Below are 20,617 nucleotides of genomic sequence, written 5' to 3'. Positions count from 1 at the left end.
CCTTTCGTTCTATTAAAACCACGTATTATCTACGCCTTCATTGCGCTCGGCTCTTTGCTGTTCGGCCTGGACTTCCGTAAGCACACGCGACAAGACACTTTCGCGCATATACGAGAACATGAACGCAAAGTTACAGCCCGGATATTTCAGCGTCGGCTTTTTCTCCGCGAAACACTTATCTATAAATCTCCGCGTAACCTCGGCGCCTTGCTCGTCGATCATCAGCTTCAGATTCTTCGCCTCCATGCCGCGATTGTTCGTTACGTATGGAATTCCGTAAGTTTCTTTGTGCTTTGCGTGAAGGTATCCGATAAAATCGCGTGTGTTCCACTTGGCGACCGGCTTTGATTCATACGTTGTCATCTTCGTCACCCATTTCGTTAAGGATCGCATAATAATCGTATTCTTGTGCGTAAGATTCATAGAGATCGATTTTCCCTTGTAACTTCGCAATGTGATCGAGTAGCGCCGGAATGTCTTGGCGTGCGTTTGCGATGAATTCCATGTCGGACAGACGCTTTCCTTCAGTCTGCACTCTTGCGACTGATTCACCGGAAAAAGCGCCGACTGTATCGCAATAATCATCGTACACTTTCCAAGGACCTTTCGTCGCAGCCTCCGCACGCTTACGGATTACTTCGATCTGGTTTTTCGTCAACATACTCACCCTCCTCTAAACTTTCGTTATAGTCACGGATAGCCGCCTCACAAAACGCCTCTGCCGTATTTTTCAACGCCATAAGTTCTTCCGCAGTCAAATACTTAATAACGATTGCTTCTCCGAAATCTTCTCTAAATACGCCGTCATCGTCTCGCCCAAGTAGCGCTCTTCCGATCGTCAACGTATACTCCGACCACTTTTTCGGAGATTCTTCGTCTTCTTGCTTTACCGAGTAGTCGTATCGTTCAATTTTGTAATAGTATTCGTTATCCATTCCGAAGGCATCTTCGAGAACAATTTGTGCATAATTTACGTTCCTAATAAATCCGCCATCTACGGTTCGTTCAAGCGCGTACGCTTTTTCCATATCAAACGTAAGAATATGATCGATGATAGCCGGCAGATTTTGAACCTTCGGGAAATCGTGTGTACACGCTGAGAATATCGTTTTCTTACCGTGTAAAATCGTAATGTCGTAGTAGAAATAAATTACATCACGCATACTTTGGATTTTCTCATCGTCATCACCAAACGTAGTTATCACTGGACTTCCGTACGAAATCAACAGGTCACCTTTTCGCCAAGTTCTACGTGTCAATTTAACGCCTCCACTCCGTGTATTTTCGCGTTTTATCGTCTACCCTACCGAATACCCTCGACCGTCAGTAACGCCGCTAATTCGTCGCGAAATTCCCGTATTAATCGTGCTAATTCCGCCAGCGATTGCGCATCCGAAGACCTCAGCCGCCGATTCATTACGTCCATTAGCGCGCGCTCGACCGTCGAGTGAAACGCTACCTCTCGCCACTTTTCCTGCGGTGTTGGGTCGGCGTCCGGATTTTCGGCAAGGCGCTTCGACCAGTTCGGCGCTTTCGTCGGATCGCTGAAGTAGCGCTCCTTTACGATGATATTGCGTTCGTCTGACGTGAGTTGGTAATCGGGTGATACCGGAATGTTAATCGTCATGGTTATCGTTACTCCTTTCGTTAATTAGTCGCAATACCTTGGCGCGCAAATCGGATGGAGTGCCGGTATATTCCTCGTCGTGATAGTATTGCGTTTCCGGATCTAGCTTTTTTAATCCGTCAAGAATAACGAAGAGTTCATTTTCGCTAAACATATCGCACATCCTTTCGTTTATTATTAAGACCTAGCAATCGTTCGCTCTCGCTTACTCTTGCAGATATTCTTTATCGCGATAGAAGTTATTTAATTAATGAGTATCTGCGCGAAAGGTTTTAATTGAGCGCTATTATTTATCTAGTTATTAATGGCTCTAGTTAAAAGATGGTTCTAGTTAGTGTGACGTCGAGCCATATGTGGATCAGCCGTATGTGGTTAGGCGTCACATGGCTACGTAAGCTCCTCCGTATCTCCATCGAATATCGCGAGCTGGCTAATCGGCATGATCGTATATCGCGCGTTATCCCATCGCTGTGTCTTTTCGTCGCGTGCCCGCTGCTTAACGACTAACGGACGCCCTTGCCAACGATAGTCACACAGCGCCTTGATGCGTCTGTTTGCGGATTCTCGGCTGAGGTTCAGCGCGCCTGCGATTTGATCCTGCGTCGGATAACATTCGCCGTTAGCGTTCATGAATGAAGACAGTACGCAAAGTGTCTGCCAGCGCTCCGCTCCGATGTCCGCGATAAGCCCTTTCTTAACGGCATCGACGTACATCTTAACGAAGATACGCGTTTCGGACTTGCCTGACGTTATGTTATATTCCGATTGAGATTCGACGGATACGAGCCGTTGATGTTCGTTTGTCATGCGGCACCATCTCGACTTAATACCGGAAATTCTCGATAATCATCGAAGAATAAACGTCCGTTCTCTCCAACGAATCCATTCTTGCAGTGAGTGTCCGTATACCTCAACGTAATACTTCGTTTGTGCGTTATGCTTCGCCAATCGATATACGCGATCTTATTGGTTGCGAAATCGTATAACGCTAATACATCGAAATCGTCTTTCGTATAGAAGCGACTGGACGCGCTTGAACGTGTTAGATCGAATTTAACTTTTTCGAGATCCTCCGAACGAGCACTCTTTACTTGAATGCGTACAAGTTTTCCGTTTTGAATAACCGCGATATCACATTCTGTATTATCTATCTCCGGCTCGAAAGGTACGTAATTCTTCAGCAACAGGTCGCCTTTTACGAAAAGTTCGGCTGCTGCTCCGTTAATTCTCATTTGCGGCAACATACGTTTTCCTCCTTTTGTGTGTCGGTATCTCCCCGACTAGTTCTCCGTTTGTCTTACACTTATATAATGGGTAGGCTATCTTCAATTTTGCGACATCCGGTTTAAACTTTTTCTTCCGTCATTTATAACTGCGTACTGACTTTCGGATTGGCACATCTTTTCACCGAAATTTATTCTGTCACTAATAGATGCGTAGGCACTTCGAAAAATGGACAAAAAAATAACCCGGCCGTTAAGCCGAGTCATCTTCGTTTTATTTTACGCTGCTTATTTAGTTTTCCACGCACCTTATTTATTGCGGAATATTTTTCGTGTTGGGCCGTAAGTGAACTTCCGGATAGGTGCGTATACCTTTGCACCATCCGTAAATCACTATGCCCCAATAACATTTGTAAATGGCGCATATCTCCGCCGCTTTCCAAATACATAGTGGCCGCCGTATGTCGGAATAAATGCGGATGCACCCGCTTCTTTATACCGACCTCTTTCGCATATTCAACGAGCCGTTTACGGAAATGATCGCGCGTTAAACGTTCGCCATAGTTTGCAAGAAAAATATAATCACTCTCGAAATCTGCGCGGTTTTCTACTATTAATTCGTTTAGCATTTTCGCCGTGCCAAATTCGATAGGAACCGTACGAGCTCGTCTGTTTTTCGCAATAGTAGCCGGAATATAGAGAGTGCGCGCTGCAAAGTCGAAGTTTTCTTGCTTAAGTCCGAGCGCTTCCGAAATACGCATCATACCGTCTAATAAAACGTTCATTAACACGTAGTCCCTAAAATCGGCATACTCGCGTTGATTCGGCGCAGCAAATAACATACGAAGCTCGTCCTCGTCTAAAATAACGATTTCCTCTTCGGGCTCCCTGACGTTTTTAATACCCAGCATCGGATTATGCTCGATAAGGCCTTCGTCATATAGCGTCTTAAAGAAAACGCGCAATGTTTTCAGTCGCGTATTGATCGTACCAGGCGCAAGTCCTTTCGTCATATGCTCGTCCTTCTTAAAGTAATGATCCTCGAATTTAACCCATTCGTCTTGCATATAGACGATATACTTCCGAATCACATCCCGGTTCATTTCGTGAATAGATCGCGCGATTCCTTTGCGGTCTAGAAACTCGAGAAAGAAGCCGTAGTTGTCTTCGTATTGGCCGATGGTAGACTCCGCCCGTCCCTCCGATTTCTTGATTGCGCGAAACTGGACGAAAAGCACATCGAGATTACTCGTTGTCTTTCGTAACGTACGTTCCTTTTTAACGCGTTTTCCTGTTCTATTTGCGGACATAGTACCGCCTCCATTCGGTTAAGTCACCGAAATAAAAACCGCTACCTTGTCGCTGGTAGGACCGCTACCCTGCGCCTTAATACGCCTAAGTCATCGACTAAGTCAACGCAATAAAAAACGGCTAGAAACGTTGATATAACGCCTCTAACCGCCGTGTATGATTCCGACTGGGCTCGAACCAGCGACCTCTACCCTGTCAAGGTAGCGCTCTCCCAGCTGAGCTACGGAATCATGATATGTATGTGTTGCTGGGTATGTTGTTGTCTTTCTGACAAGTTCTATTATATAACCTTCCCTTATATTCGTCAACTGCTTTTTTAGAAAAACTTTTTTTGGACTTGCTGTTCCGTTCCCCGGCTATTATAATATGTCTTAATTTTCTAACAATAGAGGTGATGGGGTTTTGCATTCTTTGATTTCTTCTGATGATGTATGGGTATTATGGGGGTTTATTGCGGTGTGGGCGGCAGTGAGCATCGGGCTGGAGCAGCGCTTTAAGTGGGCGTCTGCTGTGTCGGGTGCTATTATCGCGCTGGCAGGTGCTATGGTGTTTACAAATGTAGGAGTGCTTCCTGTTGAGTCGCCTGTGTATGATACTGTGTGGTCTTATGTGGTGCCGCTGGCGATACCACTTTTATTGTTTCAGATCAATGTTCGGCAAATTTTTAAGGAAAGCAGGCGTTTGCTGTTTATTTTTCTGATTAGCTCCCCTGGCACTGTGCTTGGGAGCATTCTTGCTTTTTTTCTACTTAAACAGCATATTCCCTATCTCGATAAAATCGGCGGGATGATCAGCGCCTCTTATATCGGCGGCGGGGTCAACTTTGCGGCGATGGCGGCAAAATTTGAGACGCCTGGTGAATATGTGTCGGCTACCGTTGTGGCTGATAATTTTATGATGGCGCTTTTGTTTTTTATTTTAATCAGCATTCCTGCACTCAAATGGTTTCAGCGGCATTATGCCATGCCGTTTGAAGAGAAGGTAAAAGCCGATGAAAACAGCGGAAACAGTGCTGAAAGCTATTGGAAACGGAAGGATATTTCCTTAAAGGATATCGCTTTTAATGCCGGTGCCGCTTTCGCACTTGTTGCGGTTAGTATGAAGGTTTCCGGTTATTTTAAAAGCATTTTTTCTCATCCCCTGCTGACCGGTACGCTTGGCGATCAGTACCTGGTGCTTACGTCTTTAACTGTTCTTATCATTTTTCTTTTCCCGCGTTTTTTTGAAAGGCTCAATGGATCTCAGGAACTTGGAACCTTTTTGATTTATTTGTTTTTTGTGGTGATCGGCATTCCTGCAGATCTCCGCTTAATCGTCACGAATGCGCCTCTTATTCTATTATTCGTGTTTATCATTGCGATCAGCAATTTAGCAGTTTCCTTAGCTGCCGGAAAATTGTTCCGCGTGCGGCTTGAAGAAATTCTGCTCGCCGTCAACGCTACTGTCGGGGGACCGACGACTGCGGCTGCGATGGCAATTGCCAAGGGATGGCGGGAGCTTGTCGCCCCGATCATGCTTGTCGGTACGCTCGGCTACTTAATCGGCAACTATGTTGGCACTTTTATGGGAAATTGGTTTTCTTCCTTCTTATAAAAAGGATATTCGCATTTCCCTGAGAATAATGTAAGAGGAATGCTGACATGAGAACGGAGAGATCACTGTATGTTAAAAGGAAAAACCATTTATGTTAGACCTTTAGAAGTAACGGATGCCGAAGAAAATTTGCGGCTGCAAAGCGAAAATCGGGATTTTTTCGAACAATTTTCTATGATACGCGCAGACGATTACTATACGGTTGAGGGGCAAAGAAAACGGATAACCGAGTATCAGGAAAGACTTGAGAAAGATGAAGAATATCATTTTGGCGTCTTTACAGCGTCAGACGATAGATTAATCGGGACGGTTTCGCTCTTTCAAATCATCCGTGGAGCGCTGCAAACTGCGTTCATTGGGTATTTTTTAGACAAAGCCCATAATGGAAAGGGCATTATGACAGAGGCAGTCAGATTGGTTGTTGATTATGCGTTCCACGAATTGAAACTGCATCGGATTGAAGCCGGTGTGATGCCCCGTAATCTCGGGTCCATGCGTGTTTTAGAAAAAGCGGGATTTCATAAAGAAGGCATCGCCCGAAAAAATGTAAAAATTAACGGTGTTTGGGAGGATCATCAAGTCCTCGCGATTCTGAATCCTGATGACGAACAATAATAAAAGAAGCCGGGCCATCCCCGGCTTCTTTGTTAACGAACCGCAACTGGAGCAATTTCTTTCAGCGCTTGTTCGAAATCGTGTTCTAAATCGTCTGCATGTTCGACGCCCACACTCAGACGGAGCAGGCCATCAGTGATACCGCGTTTTTCACGCTCTTCCTTAGACATTGCCGCGTGAGACATCGTTGCCGGATAGGACAAAATCGATTCCACGGCGCCAAGGCTGACAGCGAAGACCGGCAGTGACACATTCTCGACTAACTTCTTAACGGCCTCTTTGCTTTCAAGCTCAAAAGATAGTACGGCGCCCGCTCCCGTTGACTGGCTTTTATGGGTTTCAGCGCCGGGATGATCAGCCAGTCCCGGATAATACACGCGCTTGACCGCCGGGTGCTTCTGGAAAAATTCCGCAAGCCGCTGCGCTGTTTGGCTCGCTTTTTCTAAACGGACCTGCAACGTTTTTAAGCCGCGCAGCACGAGCCAGCAATCTTGCACGCCAAGGACGGCGCCGAACGCGTTTTGCAGCTTATACAGCTGCTTCCCAAGCTCTTCATCTTTGACAGCAGCTAAACCTGAAAGCACATCGCTGTGTCCGCTTAAGAATTTTGTCGCGCTGTGAAGTACAATATCCACGCCGAGATCAAGCGGACGCTGCAGTGCCGGTGTCATGAATGTATTGTCCAGAAAGGTCAGGCAGCCGTTTTCTTTTGCAAGCTGAACAACTGCTTTAATATCCGTAATCCCAAGTGTCGGATTTGATGGCGTCTCCATATAAATGACCTTTGTGTTCGTCTTGATGCTCCGCGCCACTTCATTACGATCCGTCATGTCGACAAACGTATGCTCAATGCCAAACCGGGTCAGCACCTCTGTCACCATACGGAAGGTTCCGCCGTATACATCTTCTGTCACAAGAACGTGATCACCCTGTGACAGCAGTAAAAATGCTGTTGAGATGGCAGCCATGCCTGAACTGAAAGCAAATCCTCTTGTTCCGCCTTCCAGTGCGGCAATTGTTTCTTCAAGAGCTGTTCTTGTCGGCGTGCCAGAGCGGCTGTAATCATATGCCCCGAACTCTTCAAATGAAGATTGGTGAAAAGTCGAGGCGTGCTGAATCGGTACACTGACCGCCCCGGTTCCGCCGTCTGTTTTAAATGGATTGTGCACGAGCTGGGTTTCCAGCGTCCAATTATGTTTACTCAAATGAAACAGCTCCCTCTTTGACCTGACATAATGCCTGTTTTAGATCCTCTTTTAAATCTTCCGCATGTTCAATTCCGACAGAAAAGCGCAGCAACCGATTGCACACCCCGTTTGCGATGCGGATCTCTTCAGGAATATCCATGTGCGTCTGGGTCGCAGGGTATGTAATAAAGCTTTCCACCCCGCCGAGGCTTTCTGCAAAACAAATGGTCTTCAGTGCTTTTAAAAACGGATTGACCCATTCTTCTTTTTGCAGACGGAAGGACAGCATGCCGCCTTTTCCGGGATACAGCACATCCGAAATTTCTACCTGCTCTTCTAAAAACGCCGCAAGCTCCTGCGCGTTTGCCTGATGCTGGCGCATTCTGAGGCTCAGCGTCTTCATTCCTCTCATCAGAAGCCACGAATCAAATGGCGGCAGGACGGCGCCGATCGCATTTTGATGCTGAAACATTTCCTCTCCAAGCTGCTCATCCTTCACCACGACAAGTCCAGCAAGCAGATCGTTATGCCCGCCTAAATACTTGGTTGCGCTGTGAATGACAATGTCAGCTCCCAGCTCAAGCGGCCGCTGCAAGACCGGTGTATAAAATGTATTATCTACGATCAGCAGAAGACCGTGCTCCTTTGTAATCCGGGCAATATGTTCAATGTCCGCCTCCTGCATGAGGGGGTTTGTCGGCGTTTCCACAAACACCGCTTTTGTATTCGGCGTAATCTTAGAGCGTAAACAGTCCTCATCGCTGAAATCATCATAATGAAAAGTCAATCCGTATTTTTTCCATTCATTTTCAAATAAACGGTACGTGCCGCCATATAGGTCCGATGAAACGATCAGTTCATCTCCGCTTTTAAACAGCGCCATAATCGTTTGGATAGCAGCCATTCCTGAACTAAAGGCAAGCCCTCTTGCGCCGTTTTCTAAGTTAGCGATGGCGTCCTCAACAAGCTGGCGTGTCGGATTTTTTGTGCGGACATAATCAAATCCAGTTGATTCTCCGATCCCTCTGTGGCGGTATGCTGTTGATAAATAAATAGGAGCACTCACTGTTCCCGTGACTTCATCGCTTCGGTTCCCAATTTGGGCTAATTTCGTTTCAACGTGCTGTGACATATAGCTGACACCTTCCCTTTTCAAAATAAAAACCCCTTCTTCATAAGAAGAAGGGGTTTAACGCTTCTTCTTATCTTCCAAGCATAAAAAACGCTTGCTGGATTTAGCACCTTGGCGCTTTGCACATGCAAAACAAGCCGGTTGCTGAGGTTTCTAAGGGCCAGTCCCTCCACCTCTCACGATAAGAAATATCGATTTCAATTTTCTGATTGTTTTATATTAGCGCAATTCACAGTTTATTTCAACACTTTTTTCTTCGTGTTCCGAACCGTTAAAGAGAGAAATTTCTAATAATTCATGGTACAATAATTGAAAATGCAAGAAAGTATAGTGATGTCCTGGAGGAATGTTTTTATGGCACCGAAAAACGGCACAGTGCAAGAAAAGAAATTCTTTTCAAAAGAGCTTAACGAGGAAATGACCTTGCTTGTTTATCTGCCGTCCAACTACTCCCCGCTTTATAAATACCATGTCATTATCGCGCAGGACGGCCACGATTATTTCAGGCTGGGGAGAATCGGCAGACAGGTTGAGGAATTGCTGTCGAAACGCGAAATAGACCGGAGCATTATTATCGGTGTTCCTTATAAGGATGTAAAAGAGCGCAGAAACACCTATCATCCGGAGGGTTCAAAATTTTCGGCTTATAAACGGTTCATCGCCCATGAGCTCGTTCCTTTTGCAGATGATGAGTATCCAACCTATCAGATCGGTTACGGCCGAACGCTGATCGGTGATTCGCTCGGAGCAACCGTGTCACTTATGACAGCGCTTGATTATCCGAATATGTTTGGCAACATCATCATGCAGTCTCCCTATGTTGACAAACACGTACTAGAAGCCGTAAAACAGTCAGACGATATCAAACACCTCTCTATTTATCACCAAATCGGAACAAAAGAAACTGACGTCCACACGACAGACGGGAACATTCTGGACTTTACAGAACCGAACCAGGAGCTGAAACAGCTGCTGGAGAAAAAGCTTTCCGATTATGATTTCGAGCCATTTGACGGAGACCACAAATGGACATACTGGCAGCCGCTCATCACCCCGGCGCTGAAAAAAATGCTTTAACACTCTATCATACTTTATTTCCAGGAGGGACATAATATGAAATACGGAATCGTTTTATTTCCATCAAAAAAGCTCCAAGACCTTGCAAACTCTTACAGAAAGCGCTATGACCCAAGCTACTCTCTAATCCCGCCTCATTTGACGCTGAGAGCATCCTTTGAATGCGCGGAGGAGAAAGCGGATCAGCTCGTATCACATTTAAGAAACATCGCAAAAGAGTCCCACCCACTCGTTCTCAAAATGACAAAATACAGCTCATTTGCGCCTGTCAATAATGTCATTTACATCAAAGCAGAACCGACGGAAGAGTTAAAAACACTCAATGAAAAGCTATACACCGGTGTGTTGGCAGGAGAACAGGAATATAATTTCGTTCCGCATGTGACGGTCGGCCAAAATCTTTCCGACGATGAGCATTCAGATGTGCTGGGACAATTAAAAATGCAGGAAGTGTCGCATGAAGAAATCGTTGACCGTTTCCACTTGCTCTACCAGTTGGAAAACGGATCGTGGACAGTATATGAAACCTTCTTGCTAGGCAGAGGAGAATAATGTTTGAAAGCAGTTATCGCAAAAAATGAAGAACAACTGAAAGATGCATTCTATGTAAGAGAAGAAGTCTTTGTCAAAGAACAAAACGTGCCTGCTGAAGAAGAAATTGACGAACTTGAAAATGAGTCAGAGCATATCGTCGTGTATGACGGTGAAAAGCCTGTCGGTGCCGGAAGATGGCGCATGAAGGACGGCTACGGCAAGTTAGAGCGGATTTGCGTACTGAAAAGCCACCGCTCAGCCGGTGTCGGCGGCATCATTATGAAAGCGCTCGAAAAAGCCGCGGCAGACGGAGGCGCTTCCGGTTTCATTTTAAACGCGCAAACACAGGCTGTGCCGTTTTACAAGAAACACGGGTATCGCGTGCTTTCTGAAAAAGAATTCCTCGATGCCGGCATTCCGCACAAAAAAATGATTAAATATAATTCTTATTAATCTTCTACATGGCTTATATACGTATAGTTACAAATCAAAAATTGATTAAAAACCTAAGGCCCTCTTACTTGAGATCCTTAGGTTTTCAAAAACTTATACCTTGTTAATAGAAATAGAATTACATACAATTTCAACATTTAAAGGAGGCATTAAAATTTCACATTTTAATAATTCCTGCCCTTCGCTTTGAAATGGTGAAATTTCAATATCCTGAAGAAAATAAGGGATTTGAGACTTTGCCAAATCTTTTAGAGGTTTTATTCTATCATCAGGAGCCGTAATAAATGAAAATTTTGAACAACCGGTAAAAGATAACTTTACATTACTGTCTGTATCTTCAAATATCATTGTTATTTCATCACCGAAAAAATAAGACTCTAATTGTAGGACCCTTGCATCCCAATAGTGTAAACTTTCAAGATCTCTTTGGATTTGCTCAGCTTTCACAATAAATCACCTCACTTCTTATATGGTATATGAGCATCTGGACTTTTTCTATCGACTATTTTCAAATTTTTATCAAGAGGATTTCCAGTTTTATCGAATAAATGAACATGGTCATACTTTGTCATTTTATCAGGAGGATCAATTCTCATTCGGATATTTCCACTTGTATCTCTAACATGAGTAAAACCATTATGTTCAGTATATTTCCAATCCGAAGGTATAGAATTTAAAATTTCCTTTTTAGACATATTAGGAATGTTTTTAGCATTAAGCTTCCCTCCAAAATTTCCAACTTCCCCAGCCTTTTTCGCACCTTCATGATGACTCAATTCTTTTTCTACTTTTTCTGCTTTTTCCATATTTTTAACTGCTTTACCTGCAACCTTTACATATCCAGATCCGGCTATACTAACTCCTGCAAGAAGCCTATCAACGGAAGATAATTTTTTATCGGATACTAAATCTTTCCCTCTAATAACATCCCCCGCCGCTTTAAAGTTAGATACTACAGGCAAAACATCGAAAAATAACGATAGGGCAGTTGTATTTACATTTGATTTCTTTTTATAAGATATCACATCAACGTTTAGTTGATTCAGCTCTTTTTCCTTGTGTTTTAATTCATTCGATTTTTTATTAAGATCTTTAAAAGTATCGGTTTTCGTACTTTCAACAGTATAATAATTAGTATTAATGGAGATTTTCCCTAAATTATTTAAAGCATTTGAGGTTTTGTCCATGGCTTTTGAAGTCTTATTAAGAGCACTATTTACTTCATTAACACCATCTACCGCCTGGTTTATCCCTTTATTCATTTGATTCATAGCTTTAACAGCACCATTAAGACTTTTGTTTATGTCTTTATTAGCCTTATCTAATTCTTTGTTTGTTTCATTAAGATAGTCAAAATTTAATTTATTTAATCGATCCAACTCTTTTCCTGTTTTCTTCAACTCCTTGTTTGATTCATCAATACTTTTACTAACCTCTTTACAGTTTTTTTCTATCTCATCCGTATCTTTTGTAATATCTTTATATATTTTGGATACATCTTTATCCATCTTATCAAGTTCTTTATTCATTTTTGTTAATTGCGCATTAAATTCTTTCATCTCTCTTACAGTTTCGTCAAGGAAGCGATCAAGCTCTATAATAAAATTACAAAACTTAATATAGATATTAACTGCTTTATTTATTGTAGAAATAGCTTTGGGTACAACAACATTATTTATTTCATTATTAATTTTACTTATCTTACTATTTATTGTTTTTTGTAAACTTTCTTTTCTGAGTTTTGCTAAATAACTGTTAGAATCACTAATTTTGTTATAATCACTCAAAAGCGTTAAAACTACTTTAAGTTCTTTCTGTATCCTTAGAATTTTTTCTTCATCAGTTTCTTTCGATGCAGCATAAACTTTTTCTGGTTTTATGTAATTGGGTAAATTAATCATGGATACAACAAAAATAATTAAAATTGCACTAATAAATCTTTTCAAGTGTACTCCCCCATTTTTAGATATTACTCGAAATATTGAACTTTATCTACAATTACGTAAAATCATCAAATCGCACCACCTTTTTAATATTTTACCAATAAAATTCAACAATGTCCTTTATATCATATTTTTATCTACTTTCACAATAATTATATTTCTAAAGACTTATATTTTAAATTTTAAAAACTATGAGTTATTTACAAAAATCTGAAATAAAAAATCTCCGAATTATTATCGGAGATTTTTTATCTATATTCATTAATGAAGTATCCTTTGTGAAATTTTATATCATCCTTATAAAGAGAGCGCTTACGTTTCATCTCGTTTACTTTTCTTTCAGCTGCCGTTTGATTCTCCTGCTGCTTTTCCAGTTCTTTGTATACCCGCTGAAACGGGACATAGCTGATTTTTTCGGTTCCGGCATAATCCTGCTTATGTCCAATCGTTCTATTAGCATATTGAGCGTATTGCTGGTTCTGAATTTGACCTGCATATATCATACAATACCCACCCCTCTGCTGTCTCTTTTCCCTTAAACTTACTTTTTGAAACACATTTCTTTTGATATGATAGTCATTGTCTGTAATGAACACCTTTTGATTGGGAGGACCCCTTTTTGAAATGCGCCCGACTGAATGATAGAATCATACATTTACATACATATTCGAGAGAACATTATCAATTCCTCTTTGAAGAGGGAATAAAAGGACATTTATTTTGTTCTCATTGCGAAAAGCCCGTTTTGTTACGGCTTAACATCGCCGATCCGCCAGAGTTTATCCATCGCCAGCCAGGCGATTTTCCGGCATGTGAGGAGGCGTGCGAACCGAAGCCCTCTAAAGAGGGGAAAAAAGAAGATGATCAGGAATCTGGTGTGATTCGTTTACCCAAGGGAAAAGCGATCGCCGCTGACCCGTCCCCAGCTGTTACAGAATGGCACCGTCCTAGAAGCATTAAACCAGGAACACCATTTGTGCCAAAAACAATAGAACCCGATACGAGCCTTTTTCCGTCTGTCGGTTTAAACACGGATCAGCTGAAAGCTGTCACGGAAACAGAGGGCCCGCTCCTCGTGCTTGCAGGTGCGGGGAGCGGAAAAACACGGGTGCTGACAGCCCGTGCCGCCCACATGATCGAACACTTAGGCATACCGCCTGAAAATATGCTGCTTGTCACCTTTACAACAAAAGCTGTCGCTGAAATGAAAGAGCGTATGGCGAACCAGTACGGATTACAGCCGGCAAAAGTCAGAAGACTTGTGACAGGAACATTCCACAGTCTGTTTTATAAGATCTTGTATCACTCTAATTCTGCTAAATGGAACGGTGAGCATCTGCTGAAAATGGAGTGGCAGCGGGAACAATATATCAAAAAAGCACTCTATGAAGAGGGCATCGATGAGAAAGAATTCCCAGTTGACCAAGCTCTGCAGCAGATCGGTTTTTGGAAAAACACTTATGTCCCAAATGAACGCATCCCTCTAAAAGATGAGTGGGAAAAACAAGTTTATCGTTTATATGAACATTATGAACGCCAGAAAAAAGAACACAGCCAATTTGACTTTGATGACATGGCTTCAGCCTGCTATGAATTGTTTATCGAGCGGCCTGACCTTCTGGAACAATATCAATCTCGGTTTACGTATATCTTAATTGATGAGTTTCAGGACATTAATCCGGTTCAATACAAAATCATGCAAATGCTCGCCAGCCCGGAGCAAAACCTGTGCTGTGTCGGAGACGATGACCAGTCCATCTACGCGTTTCGCGGAAGCAATCCGTCTTTCATTCTTGATTTTCAAAAGGATTATCCGGGAGCGAAGACGATCTATTTAACTGCGAACTACAGGTCTACGCACCCGATCGTCTCTAGTGCTGATATCGTTGTGAAAAAGAACAAAAACAGATATGCCAAAACGCTTGAAGCGGCCCGCGATGACATTCAGGTCCCTGTGCTGTTTTATCCTTATGATGAAGAGGAAGAAGCCACAATGGTCGTTTCCGATATCAAAGAAAAAATTCAAAATGGAGCCATTCCAGAAGACTTTGCGGTTCTTTACCGCACAAACAGCGGAGGCCGTGCTATTTATGAAAGGCTTCATCAATCGTCAATTCCGTATACAGCTGACCGCGGCGTCCAATCGTTTTACAGCAGACGGATCGTCCGCCAGATTCTCGCCTACTTGTATGCCAGCCAAAATGAGGATGACACCGAGGCGATTAAACACTTGCTTCCCGCCTTGTTTTTAAAACAGTCCGCTTTGAATACGCTGAAGGCCCTCTCGATTACAGAGGACTGTACCATGATCAAAGCGCTGGCCAAATTGCCTGATCTGAAGCCATTCCAGCTGGACAAAATAAAGAAAATCGTACCGTTTTTCGCAAGCCTCCGCACAATGAAACCCGTAGAAGCCATCACCTTTGCAGAAGGAAAAATGGGCTTCTCCGAGTATTTAAAAAAGCGGGGCAATGAGGGCAACAAGCTGGAAAAAGGTTCCGATGACCTGCGCGACATCAAGGTTGTCGCCAAGAAGTTCAAAACGATTCCTGACTTTCTTGCCCACGTAGACCATATGAGGGCCGCTGAGAAAAACAGAACGGATGAACATGGCGTTCAGCTGATGACCATTCACCGGTCAAAAGGCCTTGAATTCAAAACAGTCTACGTGTTAGGCACTGTGGACGGCTCGATTCCGCACGATTTCTCATTAGAAACGGCAAGAAAAGGAGACGAGGCCGCTCTTGAGGAGGAAAGACGCCTTTTATATGTAGCCATGACCCGGGCGAAACAGCATTTATATTTGTCTTGCCCCGCTAACAGGCGCGGCAAAACAGCCAACCGCTCAAGATTTTTGTATCCCCTGCTACAGAAAGCAAGACAGCCCTTGCATCATTAACAGCCCGGCAGATTACTGCCGGGTTTTTACGGTAAAAAAAGGCCCGCTGCAGTGAGTCAGCCAGGCCATCCACTTATTTATTATCCATCATTTTAGAAATCGTGCCAAAATCAAGCTTTTCTTTTCCGCTTGTAATAGATTCCACAATTTTATCTTCTAATTCTTTTGGCACGCGTCTGTTTGCCATCTGCGCTACGCGGTTAATCACACTGCGGACTGTATTTTCATCTTTAAAATTAGCGTTTTGGAGTGATCCGGCAAGATTCATTACATCCTGCATCTTCACACCTGTTTTCTTTTCGATGTTCTTAAAAAATTGATTATCCATAATGCGCCTCCTTTTGGCGGAGTAATACGGTATTGTATGAATGCACATAATACAATGTGCTTTTCCAACATTTTTAAAAATAAACACAAGGCAAGGAAGCACGGGTTATAACCCGTACTTCCTCAATACATCTTAAAAGAAAGATGCACCTACGATGATGAGGAGAATGAATAATACGACCAACAAAACAAATGTTGAACCATAGCCGCCGCCGTAACCGCCAGCATAACCGCCATAACAGCCGCCGCCGTAGCCGCCGCCGAATCCGTATCCAAAGCCCATAGATAAGCACCTCCTTTACTCTCTATACACTATGTGAGCTGCTTGGATCGGCTTGGATATTCGCATAGGGCGTTTGCGGATTTACGATTGATCATATTGAGCTTGATGTTTTTTAAGTAAGGCCTCCGTTTTTTCAGCCAGCTCTTCAATCTCATCTTCAAATTCCAGACCGGCTTTATCAAATGCATCCAAGTCTTTTCTGATACGGCCCATCGTGTCTTCATACTCTTTTTGCTTTTGTTCGTGTGGTTCATATCTTCCTTCTATCCATTTTTCAAACTCATTCACTTTTATCCCCCCGCTTATGATATATGCTGAGCGAGGCCGCCCCGTTAAAAAAACAAAAAACCGGAGTTCTCCGGTTTCTTTGCCAGGCTATTGAGGCTTTTTCTTTTTATTTCCGCACCCGCAGCCTTTCTTTTTTATCTTTTTTGATTGATACGATGAATCTGTATATGGAGATTTTTGGGAAGGTTTATTATGTTGATTCATTTTTGTCCCCTTCCTTTCCTTATGTCATATATGCTACTTTATGCGTATTCTGACAGAAAGTTGCTGGTGGTAACGCCTTATTCTTGCAGCCATTTTGATACGAGCGTTTCTATGATGCCGGCAAGGCCGGCGATCGCCAAAAGTAAAATCAGCCACTGCGCCGCTTGCGGGATCAACGCCTGGCATAAAATCAAAAAGCCGGCGCACCACACGCCTGTGCACCAATAGCAGCTCAGCAATTCACCAATAAACGCCCTGACACCGGTTCCTTTAATCACGATATAGGTTTGAATATTCCCGTCCGCATCCTTTTCTTCCTTCTCTTCATGAAACAGACTGCGAAGCGGCGCCATAATCGTGTCAAACACCAGCAGGCGGGCGAGCCGAAAGACCGCAAGCGAAAGAAGAAAAAGGGAAAGCCAATTAATAACCACTTGGTCACTCCTTTCATCACCTTTCACTTATATGCCGAGTCCCTGTAATTTATGAATTGCATCTTGTCCCCATAAAATTTGGTTATTTTTCTTATTACACTTTTCACCTGAATTGCATTATATACAGTATGGATAAGAAAGGAGTGAAGGTTATGTCGATTGAAGAAAAAGTTGAATCCTTGCATCCTGCAATATTAGAGCAATTGACAAATGAATTTATTCAGCAGATTGAAATCATTGATTGCGAAAATATAATTATTGACACGACGCATATCACATCCTCACTTTCTATACAAGCAACACTCTCAGCCATGCTCTTTTTAGCCGTACAACTTGTTATAACAGATGAAGATTTGGCTGATACCATCGCAAGTGAACTCCTCTTTCTTGACAAAAGTCAAACCAAAAAAAGAACAACCATAAAAATCATAAACAGCCGAAATATCAGAGTCACTCTTCATTCAGACCAAACAATAACCTTTATTCAAATGTTAACTCAGGTAATTGATACTTTTATTATTGCATCAGGCATCCTTTAGCTCTTTCTTTTTCCTAAAAACTACAAATTGAGGTGAAAACAAATGTCAGATAATGAAAAACTGAAAGAAGAACTTTCAAAACTTCCAGCAATGGATCCAATGACTAAATTGCTTGTAGACAACGTTCTAAAAAAGCATGGTGTTACAAAAGATAAAATGAAGAAATTATCAGATGAAGAAAAAGAAATGTTCTTAAAAATGCTCAACGATGTTAAAGAAAAAGCACAGGCTCTAGCAGATAATCAAAATAAAAATAGAACTATTACAGAAAAAACGAACCTAAGAACCGAAAAACAAAACACCCGCAGAGAACAATTAATTCAGCAATTAAAGCAGAAACGCCAAAATAAAAAAGATCAATAAAAATAGTGATATGAACCAAGATGAATGCCTCAATCAAAATGAAACTATCTTTCATTTAATAAAAGTAAAAGAAAAGGAGGAATAAAAATGGAAAGCAGACCTTATTCATGGGTAGCTTTAGATCCAGACTGTGATCACCCTAGAGAAATAAAAGAAGAAAAAAAATGCGATGGTTGCTGTAACTTAAAAGGCTTCGGATTTAATGAGGCCTTTGTAGATCAAGATGTTATTCAAGCTCACCTCAACAGACAAATCTCTGAAGAAATGATTGTAATTAGGGACTCTTGTGATGTTAATGTTCAATCCGTAGATCAACAGGCATTAACTTCAGTATTTGTTTCTATTAATGCTTTAGTTGTAATCGTTACATTAGCAGTTATCACAGATGAAACGCTTGCTGAACTAGTTGCTCAAGATTTATTACAGCTTACAGAAAGTAAGCAATTGAACCGTCAAAAAATTCTTATCGATAACTCGCGTTGCGTAAACGTCACTACACTCGATCAAGATGCTGCGACCCTCGTTACAGTCTTAATCAATGCCCTTGTAGCAATTTTCGGTGTTCTGATTATCATCTAATCTCTAAAAGCAGAGCCAAAAACGCTCTGCTTTTTCTTATTTTCCAAGCATATGATGAATATATAGACGTTCACCCACACCAAGTGGGGCACGGGTACATATGTTGTTAAGGACTAAAGTCAAATACCCTATAAAGAAGGAGCTGAAATCAATGAGCTGCGGAAAAACCCATGGCCGGCATGAGAACTGTGTATGCGATGCAGTGGAAAAGATTTTAGCAGAGCAGGAGGCAGTTGAGGAACAGTGTCCGACTGGCTGCTATACAAACCTTTTGAATCCGACAATTGCAGGTAAAGACACAATTCCGTTTCTCTTGTTTGATAAAAAAGGCGGATTGTTCTCCACATTCGGAAACGTGGGGGGATTTGTGGATGATATGCAATGCTTTGAGTCCATTTTCTTCCGCGTTGAAAAATTATGTGATTGCTGTGCAACCCTGTCGATTCTACGCCCGGTCGATGTTAAAGGCGATACCTTAAGTGTTTGCCACCCTTGCGACCCGGATTTCTTCGGGCTAGAAAAAACAGATTTCTGCATTGAAGTGGATCTCGGATGCTTCTGCGCGATTCAGTGCCTGTCACCAGAGCTAGTTGACAGAACATCGCCTCATAAAGATAAAAAGCATCATCACAATGGATAATCACTTGTAAAGAGGAATCCCCTTCCAAACTCTATTACAGGTGCAAATCATTCAGCTGCTTCCAGCGTGAGGCAGCTGACTCTCCATCATTTCGCCAGTCTCAAATTTATAAGGCAGGAGGGATAATATGAGCCAGAAAACATCAAGCTGCGTGCGTGAAGCTGTAGAAAATATTGAAGATCTGCAAAACGCTGTTGAAGAAGACTGCCCGACCGGCTGCCACTCTAAGCTTTTATCTGTAAGCCATTCGTTAGGCGACACAGTGCCTTTTGCAATATTTACATCAAAATCAACGCCATTAGTCGCCTTCGGAAATGTCGGCGAACTCGATAACGGCCCTTGCTTTAATACAGTATTTTTCAGGGTCGAAAGAGTGCATGGAAGCTGCGCAACACTGTCATTATTAATCGCATTTGACGAACACAAACACATTTTGGACTTCACCGATAAAGATACGGTGTGTGAAGTGTTCCGACTCGAAAAAACGAACTACTGTATTGAAGTTGACTTAGACTGCTTCTGCGCAATCAACTGCTTAAATCCTCGATTAATCAATCGTACACATCATCAGCATTAATCATAAGCTGGAAAAGCTTGCAGGCCTGCAGGCTTTTCTCTATGAAAAAAGCTGTCCGGCAACATCAGCCGGGCAGCTTTTTTCTTTTTCGTTAAAAACCGAGCGGGTGCAAAGAGGTAATATCATCAATTGCCAGTTCGGTTGGGGCTCCGTTTCCGGTTGTTCGAAGCAGGACGGAATCATTTCTTCTTCCGACAATCACGCCCCTGTACGTTCTTCCATTGGCTTCAATCAAACAAAGCGCTCTCGGCATGTTATGAGGCAGCTTTGTTAAAAAATCAATTTTTTCGTGGATCGTCATCTTGCTCATCGGTTTTTTCACTTTTCGTGCCGGCGGTGCTTTTTCCTCCGCTTTATCAGCACTATGGACAGCTTCCGGTTCTTTCTCAGGCTTCCGGGCCTCAAGTGCAGGCTCTTCCTTTTTTTCTGCTTTCGGGGGCTCGTGTTCGACGGTTTCTTCTACGGCCTGCGGCTCTGCTTTCTGTTCCTCTTGGCTTTTTATGTTCTCTGGCTCTCTCACCTCTTGTATTTGCTGACTCACTGGTTCGGCTGCAGGCTTTTGGTCTTCTTGCAGGACATCCTGTGCCACAGCTTCCTCCTGCTGCTTCTCATGGTAAGCCGGCTTTTCCTCAGCTTTTGGCGGAGCGGGTTTGTCGGCCTTTCTTTTGATGACAATCTCCTGCATGGATGACCTTGTAGTTTCTGCATAATCCGGCTGAACAATATACATGAGCGGTTTTTTATCCGCGTTTCTTTTCTTATTAGACATCTTCATCCCTCCGATTGTGT

The 20,617-nt window shown here is 42.8% G+C and carries 28 protein-coding genes, 1 tRNA gene and 1 riboswitch; of the genes, 11 read left to right on the top strand and 18 right to left on the bottom strand.

Translation table 11 applies throughout. The annotated features are described in order from the left end of the window. Nucleotides 1–12 precede the first annotated feature (12 nt). From ACFVP7_RS06540 to ACFVP7_RS06505, 8 genes are all read right to left on the bottom strand, one after another. Nucleotides 13–363 (bottom strand): hypothetical protein, encoded by a 351-nt coding sequence (locus ACFVP7_RS06540; RefSeq protein ID WP_172861209.1) that lies wholly within the window; start codon nt 361–363, stop codon nt 13–15. Continuing rightward, nucleotides 350–661, bottom strand: a complete 312-nt coding sequence (locus ACFVP7_RS06535) for a hypothetical protein (RefSeq protein WP_396583057.1) — start codon at nt 659–661, stop codon at nt 350–352. Before ACFVP7_RS06535 ends, ACFVP7_RS06540 begins: the two co-directional genes overlap by 14 nt. Beyond that, on the bottom strand, nt 627–1,259 hold the full coding sequence (locus tag ACFVP7_RS06530) for a hypothetical protein (protein WP_396583056.1): 633 nt from the start codon (nt 1,257–1,259) through the stop codon (nt 627–629). Before ACFVP7_RS06530 ends, ACFVP7_RS06535 begins: the two co-directional genes overlap by 35 nt. A 44-nt stretch (nt 1,260–1,303) precedes the next feature. Further along, the gene (locus tag ACFVP7_RS06525; protein WP_396583055.1) at nt 1,304–1,627 is read right to left on the bottom strand and encodes a hypothetical protein; all 324 of its coding nucleotides are present in this window, start codon (nt 1,625–1,627) and stop codon (nt 1,304–1,306) included. A gap of 387 nt (nt 1,628–2,014) precedes the next feature. After that, a complete protein-coding gene (locus ACFVP7_RS06520) occupies nt 2,015–2,434 on the bottom strand; it encodes a helix-turn-helix domain-containing protein (RefSeq protein ID WP_100274970.1) in 420 nt (139 codons plus the stop codon). Beyond that, entirely contained in the window at nt 2,431–2,871 is a 441-nt protein-coding gene (locus ACFVP7_RS06515; RefSeq protein ID WP_396583054.1) for a group I intron-associated PD-(D/E)XK endonuclease, read from the bottom strand. Before ACFVP7_RS06515 ends, ACFVP7_RS06520 begins: the two co-directional genes overlap by 4 nt. A 242-nt stretch (nt 2,872–3,113) precedes the next feature. After that, nucleotides 3,114–4,160 (bottom strand): tyrosine-type recombinase/integrase, encoded by a 1,047-nt coding sequence (locus ACFVP7_RS06510; protein WP_396583053.1) that lies wholly within the window; start codon nt 4,158–4,160, stop codon nt 3,114–3,116. Nucleotides 4,161–4,318: 158 nt separating this feature from the next. Continuing rightward, nucleotides 4,319–4,391, bottom strand: a tRNA-Val gene (locus ACFVP7_RS06505). 172 nt (nt 4,392–4,563) lie between these two features. Here ACFVP7_RS06505 and ACFVP7_RS06500 point away from each other — a divergent pair. Next, a complete protein-coding gene (locus tag ACFVP7_RS06500) occupies nt 4,564–5,754 on the top strand; it encodes a DUF819 domain-containing protein (RefSeq protein WP_338733262.1) in 1,191 nt (396 codons plus the stop codon). 69 nt (nt 5,755–5,823) lie between these two features. Continuing rightward, nucleotides 5,824–6,369 (top strand): GNAT family protein, encoded by a 546-nt coding sequence (locus ACFVP7_RS06495; RefSeq protein WP_338733259.1) that lies wholly within the window; start codon nt 5,824–5,826, stop codon nt 6,367–6,369. 32 nt (nt 6,370–6,401) lie between these two features. Here ACFVP7_RS06495 and metC read toward each other — a convergent pair whose 3' ends face one another. Both metC and metI read right to left on the bottom strand, forming a co-directional pair. Further along, complete coding sequence (gene metC / locus ACFVP7_RS06490; RefSeq protein WP_338733257.1) at nt 6,402–7,574, bottom strand: cystathionine beta-lyase; 1,173 nt, start codon at nt 7,572–7,574, stop codon at nt 6,402–6,404. After that, nucleotides 7,567–8,688, bottom strand: a complete 1,122-nt coding sequence (gene metI, locus ACFVP7_RS06485; protein ID WP_129134460.1) for a cystathionine gamma-synthase/O-acetylhomoserine thiolyase — start codon at nt 8,686–8,688, stop codon at nt 7,567–7,569. Before metI ends, metC begins: the two co-directional genes overlap by 8 nt. A gap of 67 nt (nt 8,689–8,755) precedes the next feature. Next, nucleotides 8,756–8,876: riboswitch (SAM riboswitch) on the bottom strand. Between the two features lie 166 nt (nt 8,877–9,042). Here metI and ACFVP7_RS06480 point away from each other — a divergent pair. Genes ACFVP7_RS06480 through ACFVP7_RS06470 form a run of 3 tightly spaced genes read left to right on the top strand, consistent with a single transcriptional unit; the run spans nt 9,043 to nt 10,752 of the window. Next, nucleotides 9,043–9,765 (top strand): esterase family protein, encoded by a 723-nt coding sequence (locus ACFVP7_RS06480; protein WP_106073823.1) that lies wholly within the window; start codon nt 9,043–9,045, stop codon nt 9,763–9,765. A gap of 36 nt (nt 9,766–9,801) precedes the next feature. Then, nucleotides 9,802–10,317 (top strand): YjcG family protein, encoded by a 516-nt coding sequence (locus tag ACFVP7_RS06475; RefSeq protein ID WP_003232861.1) that lies wholly within the window; start codon nt 9,802–9,804, stop codon nt 10,315–10,317. A 3-nt stretch (nt 10,318–10,320) separates the two neighbouring features. After that, on the top strand, nt 10,321–10,752 hold the full coding sequence (locus tag ACFVP7_RS06470; protein WP_124059731.1) for a GNAT family N-acetyltransferase: 432 nt from the start codon (nt 10,321–10,323) through the stop codon (nt 10,750–10,752). A 93-nt stretch (nt 10,753–10,845) separates the two neighbouring features. Here ACFVP7_RS06470 and ACFVP7_RS06465 read toward each other — a convergent pair whose 3' ends face one another. The 3 genes from ACFVP7_RS06465 to ACFVP7_RS06455 all read right to left on the bottom strand — a co-directional run bounded on the left by ACFVP7_RS06465 (nt 10,846) and on the right by ACFVP7_RS06455 (nt 13,198). Beyond that, nucleotides 10,846–11,199 carry a hypothetical protein gene (locus ACFVP7_RS06465; RefSeq protein WP_124059730.1) on the bottom strand — a complete coding sequence of 118 codons (354 nt, stop codon included), beginning with the start codon at nt 11,197–11,199 and terminating at the stop codon, nt 10,846–10,848. Between the two features lie 11 nt (nt 11,200–11,210). Beyond that, on the bottom strand, nt 11,211–12,698 hold the full coding sequence (locus ACFVP7_RS06460; protein ID WP_396583052.1) for a pre-toxin TG domain-containing protein: 1,488 nt from the start codon (nt 12,696–12,698) through the stop codon (nt 11,211–11,213). 245 nt (nt 12,699–12,943) lie between these two features. Beyond that, on the bottom strand, nt 12,944–13,198 hold the full coding sequence (locus ACFVP7_RS06455; RefSeq protein WP_124059729.1) for a hypothetical protein: 255 nt from the start codon (nt 13,196–13,198) through the stop codon (nt 12,944–12,946). Between the two features lie 116 nt (nt 13,199–13,314). Here ACFVP7_RS06455 and ACFVP7_RS06450 point away from each other — a divergent pair, with 116 nt between their 5' ends. Next, complete coding sequence (locus tag ACFVP7_RS06450) at nt 13,315–15,594, top strand: ATP-dependent helicase (protein WP_338733251.1); 2,280 nt, start codon at nt 13,315–13,317, stop codon at nt 15,592–15,594. A gap of 73 nt (nt 15,595–15,667) precedes the next feature. Here the strand turns inward: ACFVP7_RS06450 and spoVIF are convergent, their stop codons facing one another. From spoVIF to yjcA, 4 genes are all read right to left on the bottom strand, one after another. Continuing rightward, entirely contained in the window at nt 15,668–15,922 is a 255-nt protein-coding gene (gene spoVIF, locus ACFVP7_RS06445; protein ID WP_003232870.1) for a sporulation-specific transcription regulator SopVIF, read from the bottom strand. Between the two features lie 132 nt (nt 15,923–16,054). Then, nucleotides 16,055–16,204 (bottom strand): sporulation protein YjcZ, encoded by a 150-nt coding sequence (gene yjcZ / locus ACFVP7_RS06440; protein WP_003232872.1) that lies wholly within the window; start codon nt 16,202–16,204, stop codon nt 16,055–16,057. 81 nt (nt 16,205–16,285) lie between these two features. Next, the gene (locus tag ACFVP7_RS06435) at nt 16,286–16,492 is read right to left on the bottom strand and encodes a hypothetical protein (RefSeq protein ID WP_017695696.1); all 207 of its coding nucleotides are present in this window, start codon (nt 16,490–16,492) and stop codon (nt 16,286–16,288) included. Between the two features lie 281 nt (nt 16,493–16,773). Continuing rightward, on the bottom strand, nt 16,774–17,130 hold the full coding sequence (gene yjcA, locus ACFVP7_RS06430) for a sporulation protein YjcA (protein WP_338733247.1): 357 nt from the start codon (nt 17,128–17,130) through the stop codon (nt 16,774–16,776). 152 nt (nt 17,131–17,282) lie between these two features. On the opposite strand from yjcA, the gene ACFVP7_RS06425 reads away from it, so the two are divergent. From ACFVP7_RS06425 to cotZ, 5 genes are all read left to right on the top strand, one after another. Then, nucleotides 17,283–17,669 (top strand): spore coat protein, encoded by a 387-nt coding sequence (locus ACFVP7_RS06425; RefSeq protein ID WP_069838992.1) that lies wholly within the window; start codon nt 17,283–17,285, stop codon nt 17,667–17,669. 42 nt (nt 17,670–17,711) lie between these two features. Continuing rightward, nucleotides 17,712–18,032 (top strand): spore coat protein, encoded by a 321-nt coding sequence (locus ACFVP7_RS06420; protein ID WP_069838993.1) that lies wholly within the window; start codon nt 17,712–17,714, stop codon nt 18,030–18,032. 87 nt (nt 18,033–18,119) lie between these two features. Continuing rightward, nucleotides 18,120–18,611, top strand: coding sequence for a spore coat protein (locus tag ACFVP7_RS06415; protein WP_069838994.1), 492 nt, complete (start codon nt 18,120–18,122; stop codon nt 18,609–18,611). A gap of 151 nt (nt 18,612–18,762) precedes the next feature. Further along, nucleotides 18,763–19,251: a spore coat protein CotY gene (gene cotY, locus ACFVP7_RS06410; RefSeq protein WP_014479465.1), complete on the top strand. Its 489-nt coding sequence runs from the start codon at nt 18,763–18,765 to the stop codon at nt 19,249–19,251. A 127-nt stretch (nt 19,252–19,378) separates the two neighbouring features. After that, the gene (cotZ, locus tag ACFVP7_RS06405) at nt 19,379–19,828 is read left to right on the top strand and encodes a spore coat protein CotZ (RefSeq protein WP_014479464.1); all 450 of its coding nucleotides are present in this window, start codon (nt 19,379–19,381) and stop codon (nt 19,826–19,828) included. Between the two features lie 91 nt (nt 19,829–19,919). On the opposite strand, the gene cotO is transcribed toward cotZ, so the two are convergent. Next, nucleotides 19,920–20,603, bottom strand: a complete 684-nt coding sequence (cotO, locus tag ACFVP7_RS06400; RefSeq protein WP_080265338.1) for a spore coat protein CotO — start codon at nt 20,601–20,603, stop codon at nt 19,920–19,922. Between the last annotated feature and the right edge of the window lie 14 nt (nt 20,604–20,617).

The sequence above is a fragment of the Bacillus sp. SG20033 genome (assembly GCF_044570195.1).
In the GTDB taxonomy this organism is placed as follows: Bacteria; Bacillota; Bacilli; order Bacillales; family Bacillaceae; genus Bacillus; species Bacillus subtilis.
The sequence above is the reverse complement of the archived record's forward strand: the minus strand, read 5'-3'. Positions and strand labels throughout refer to the sequence as shown.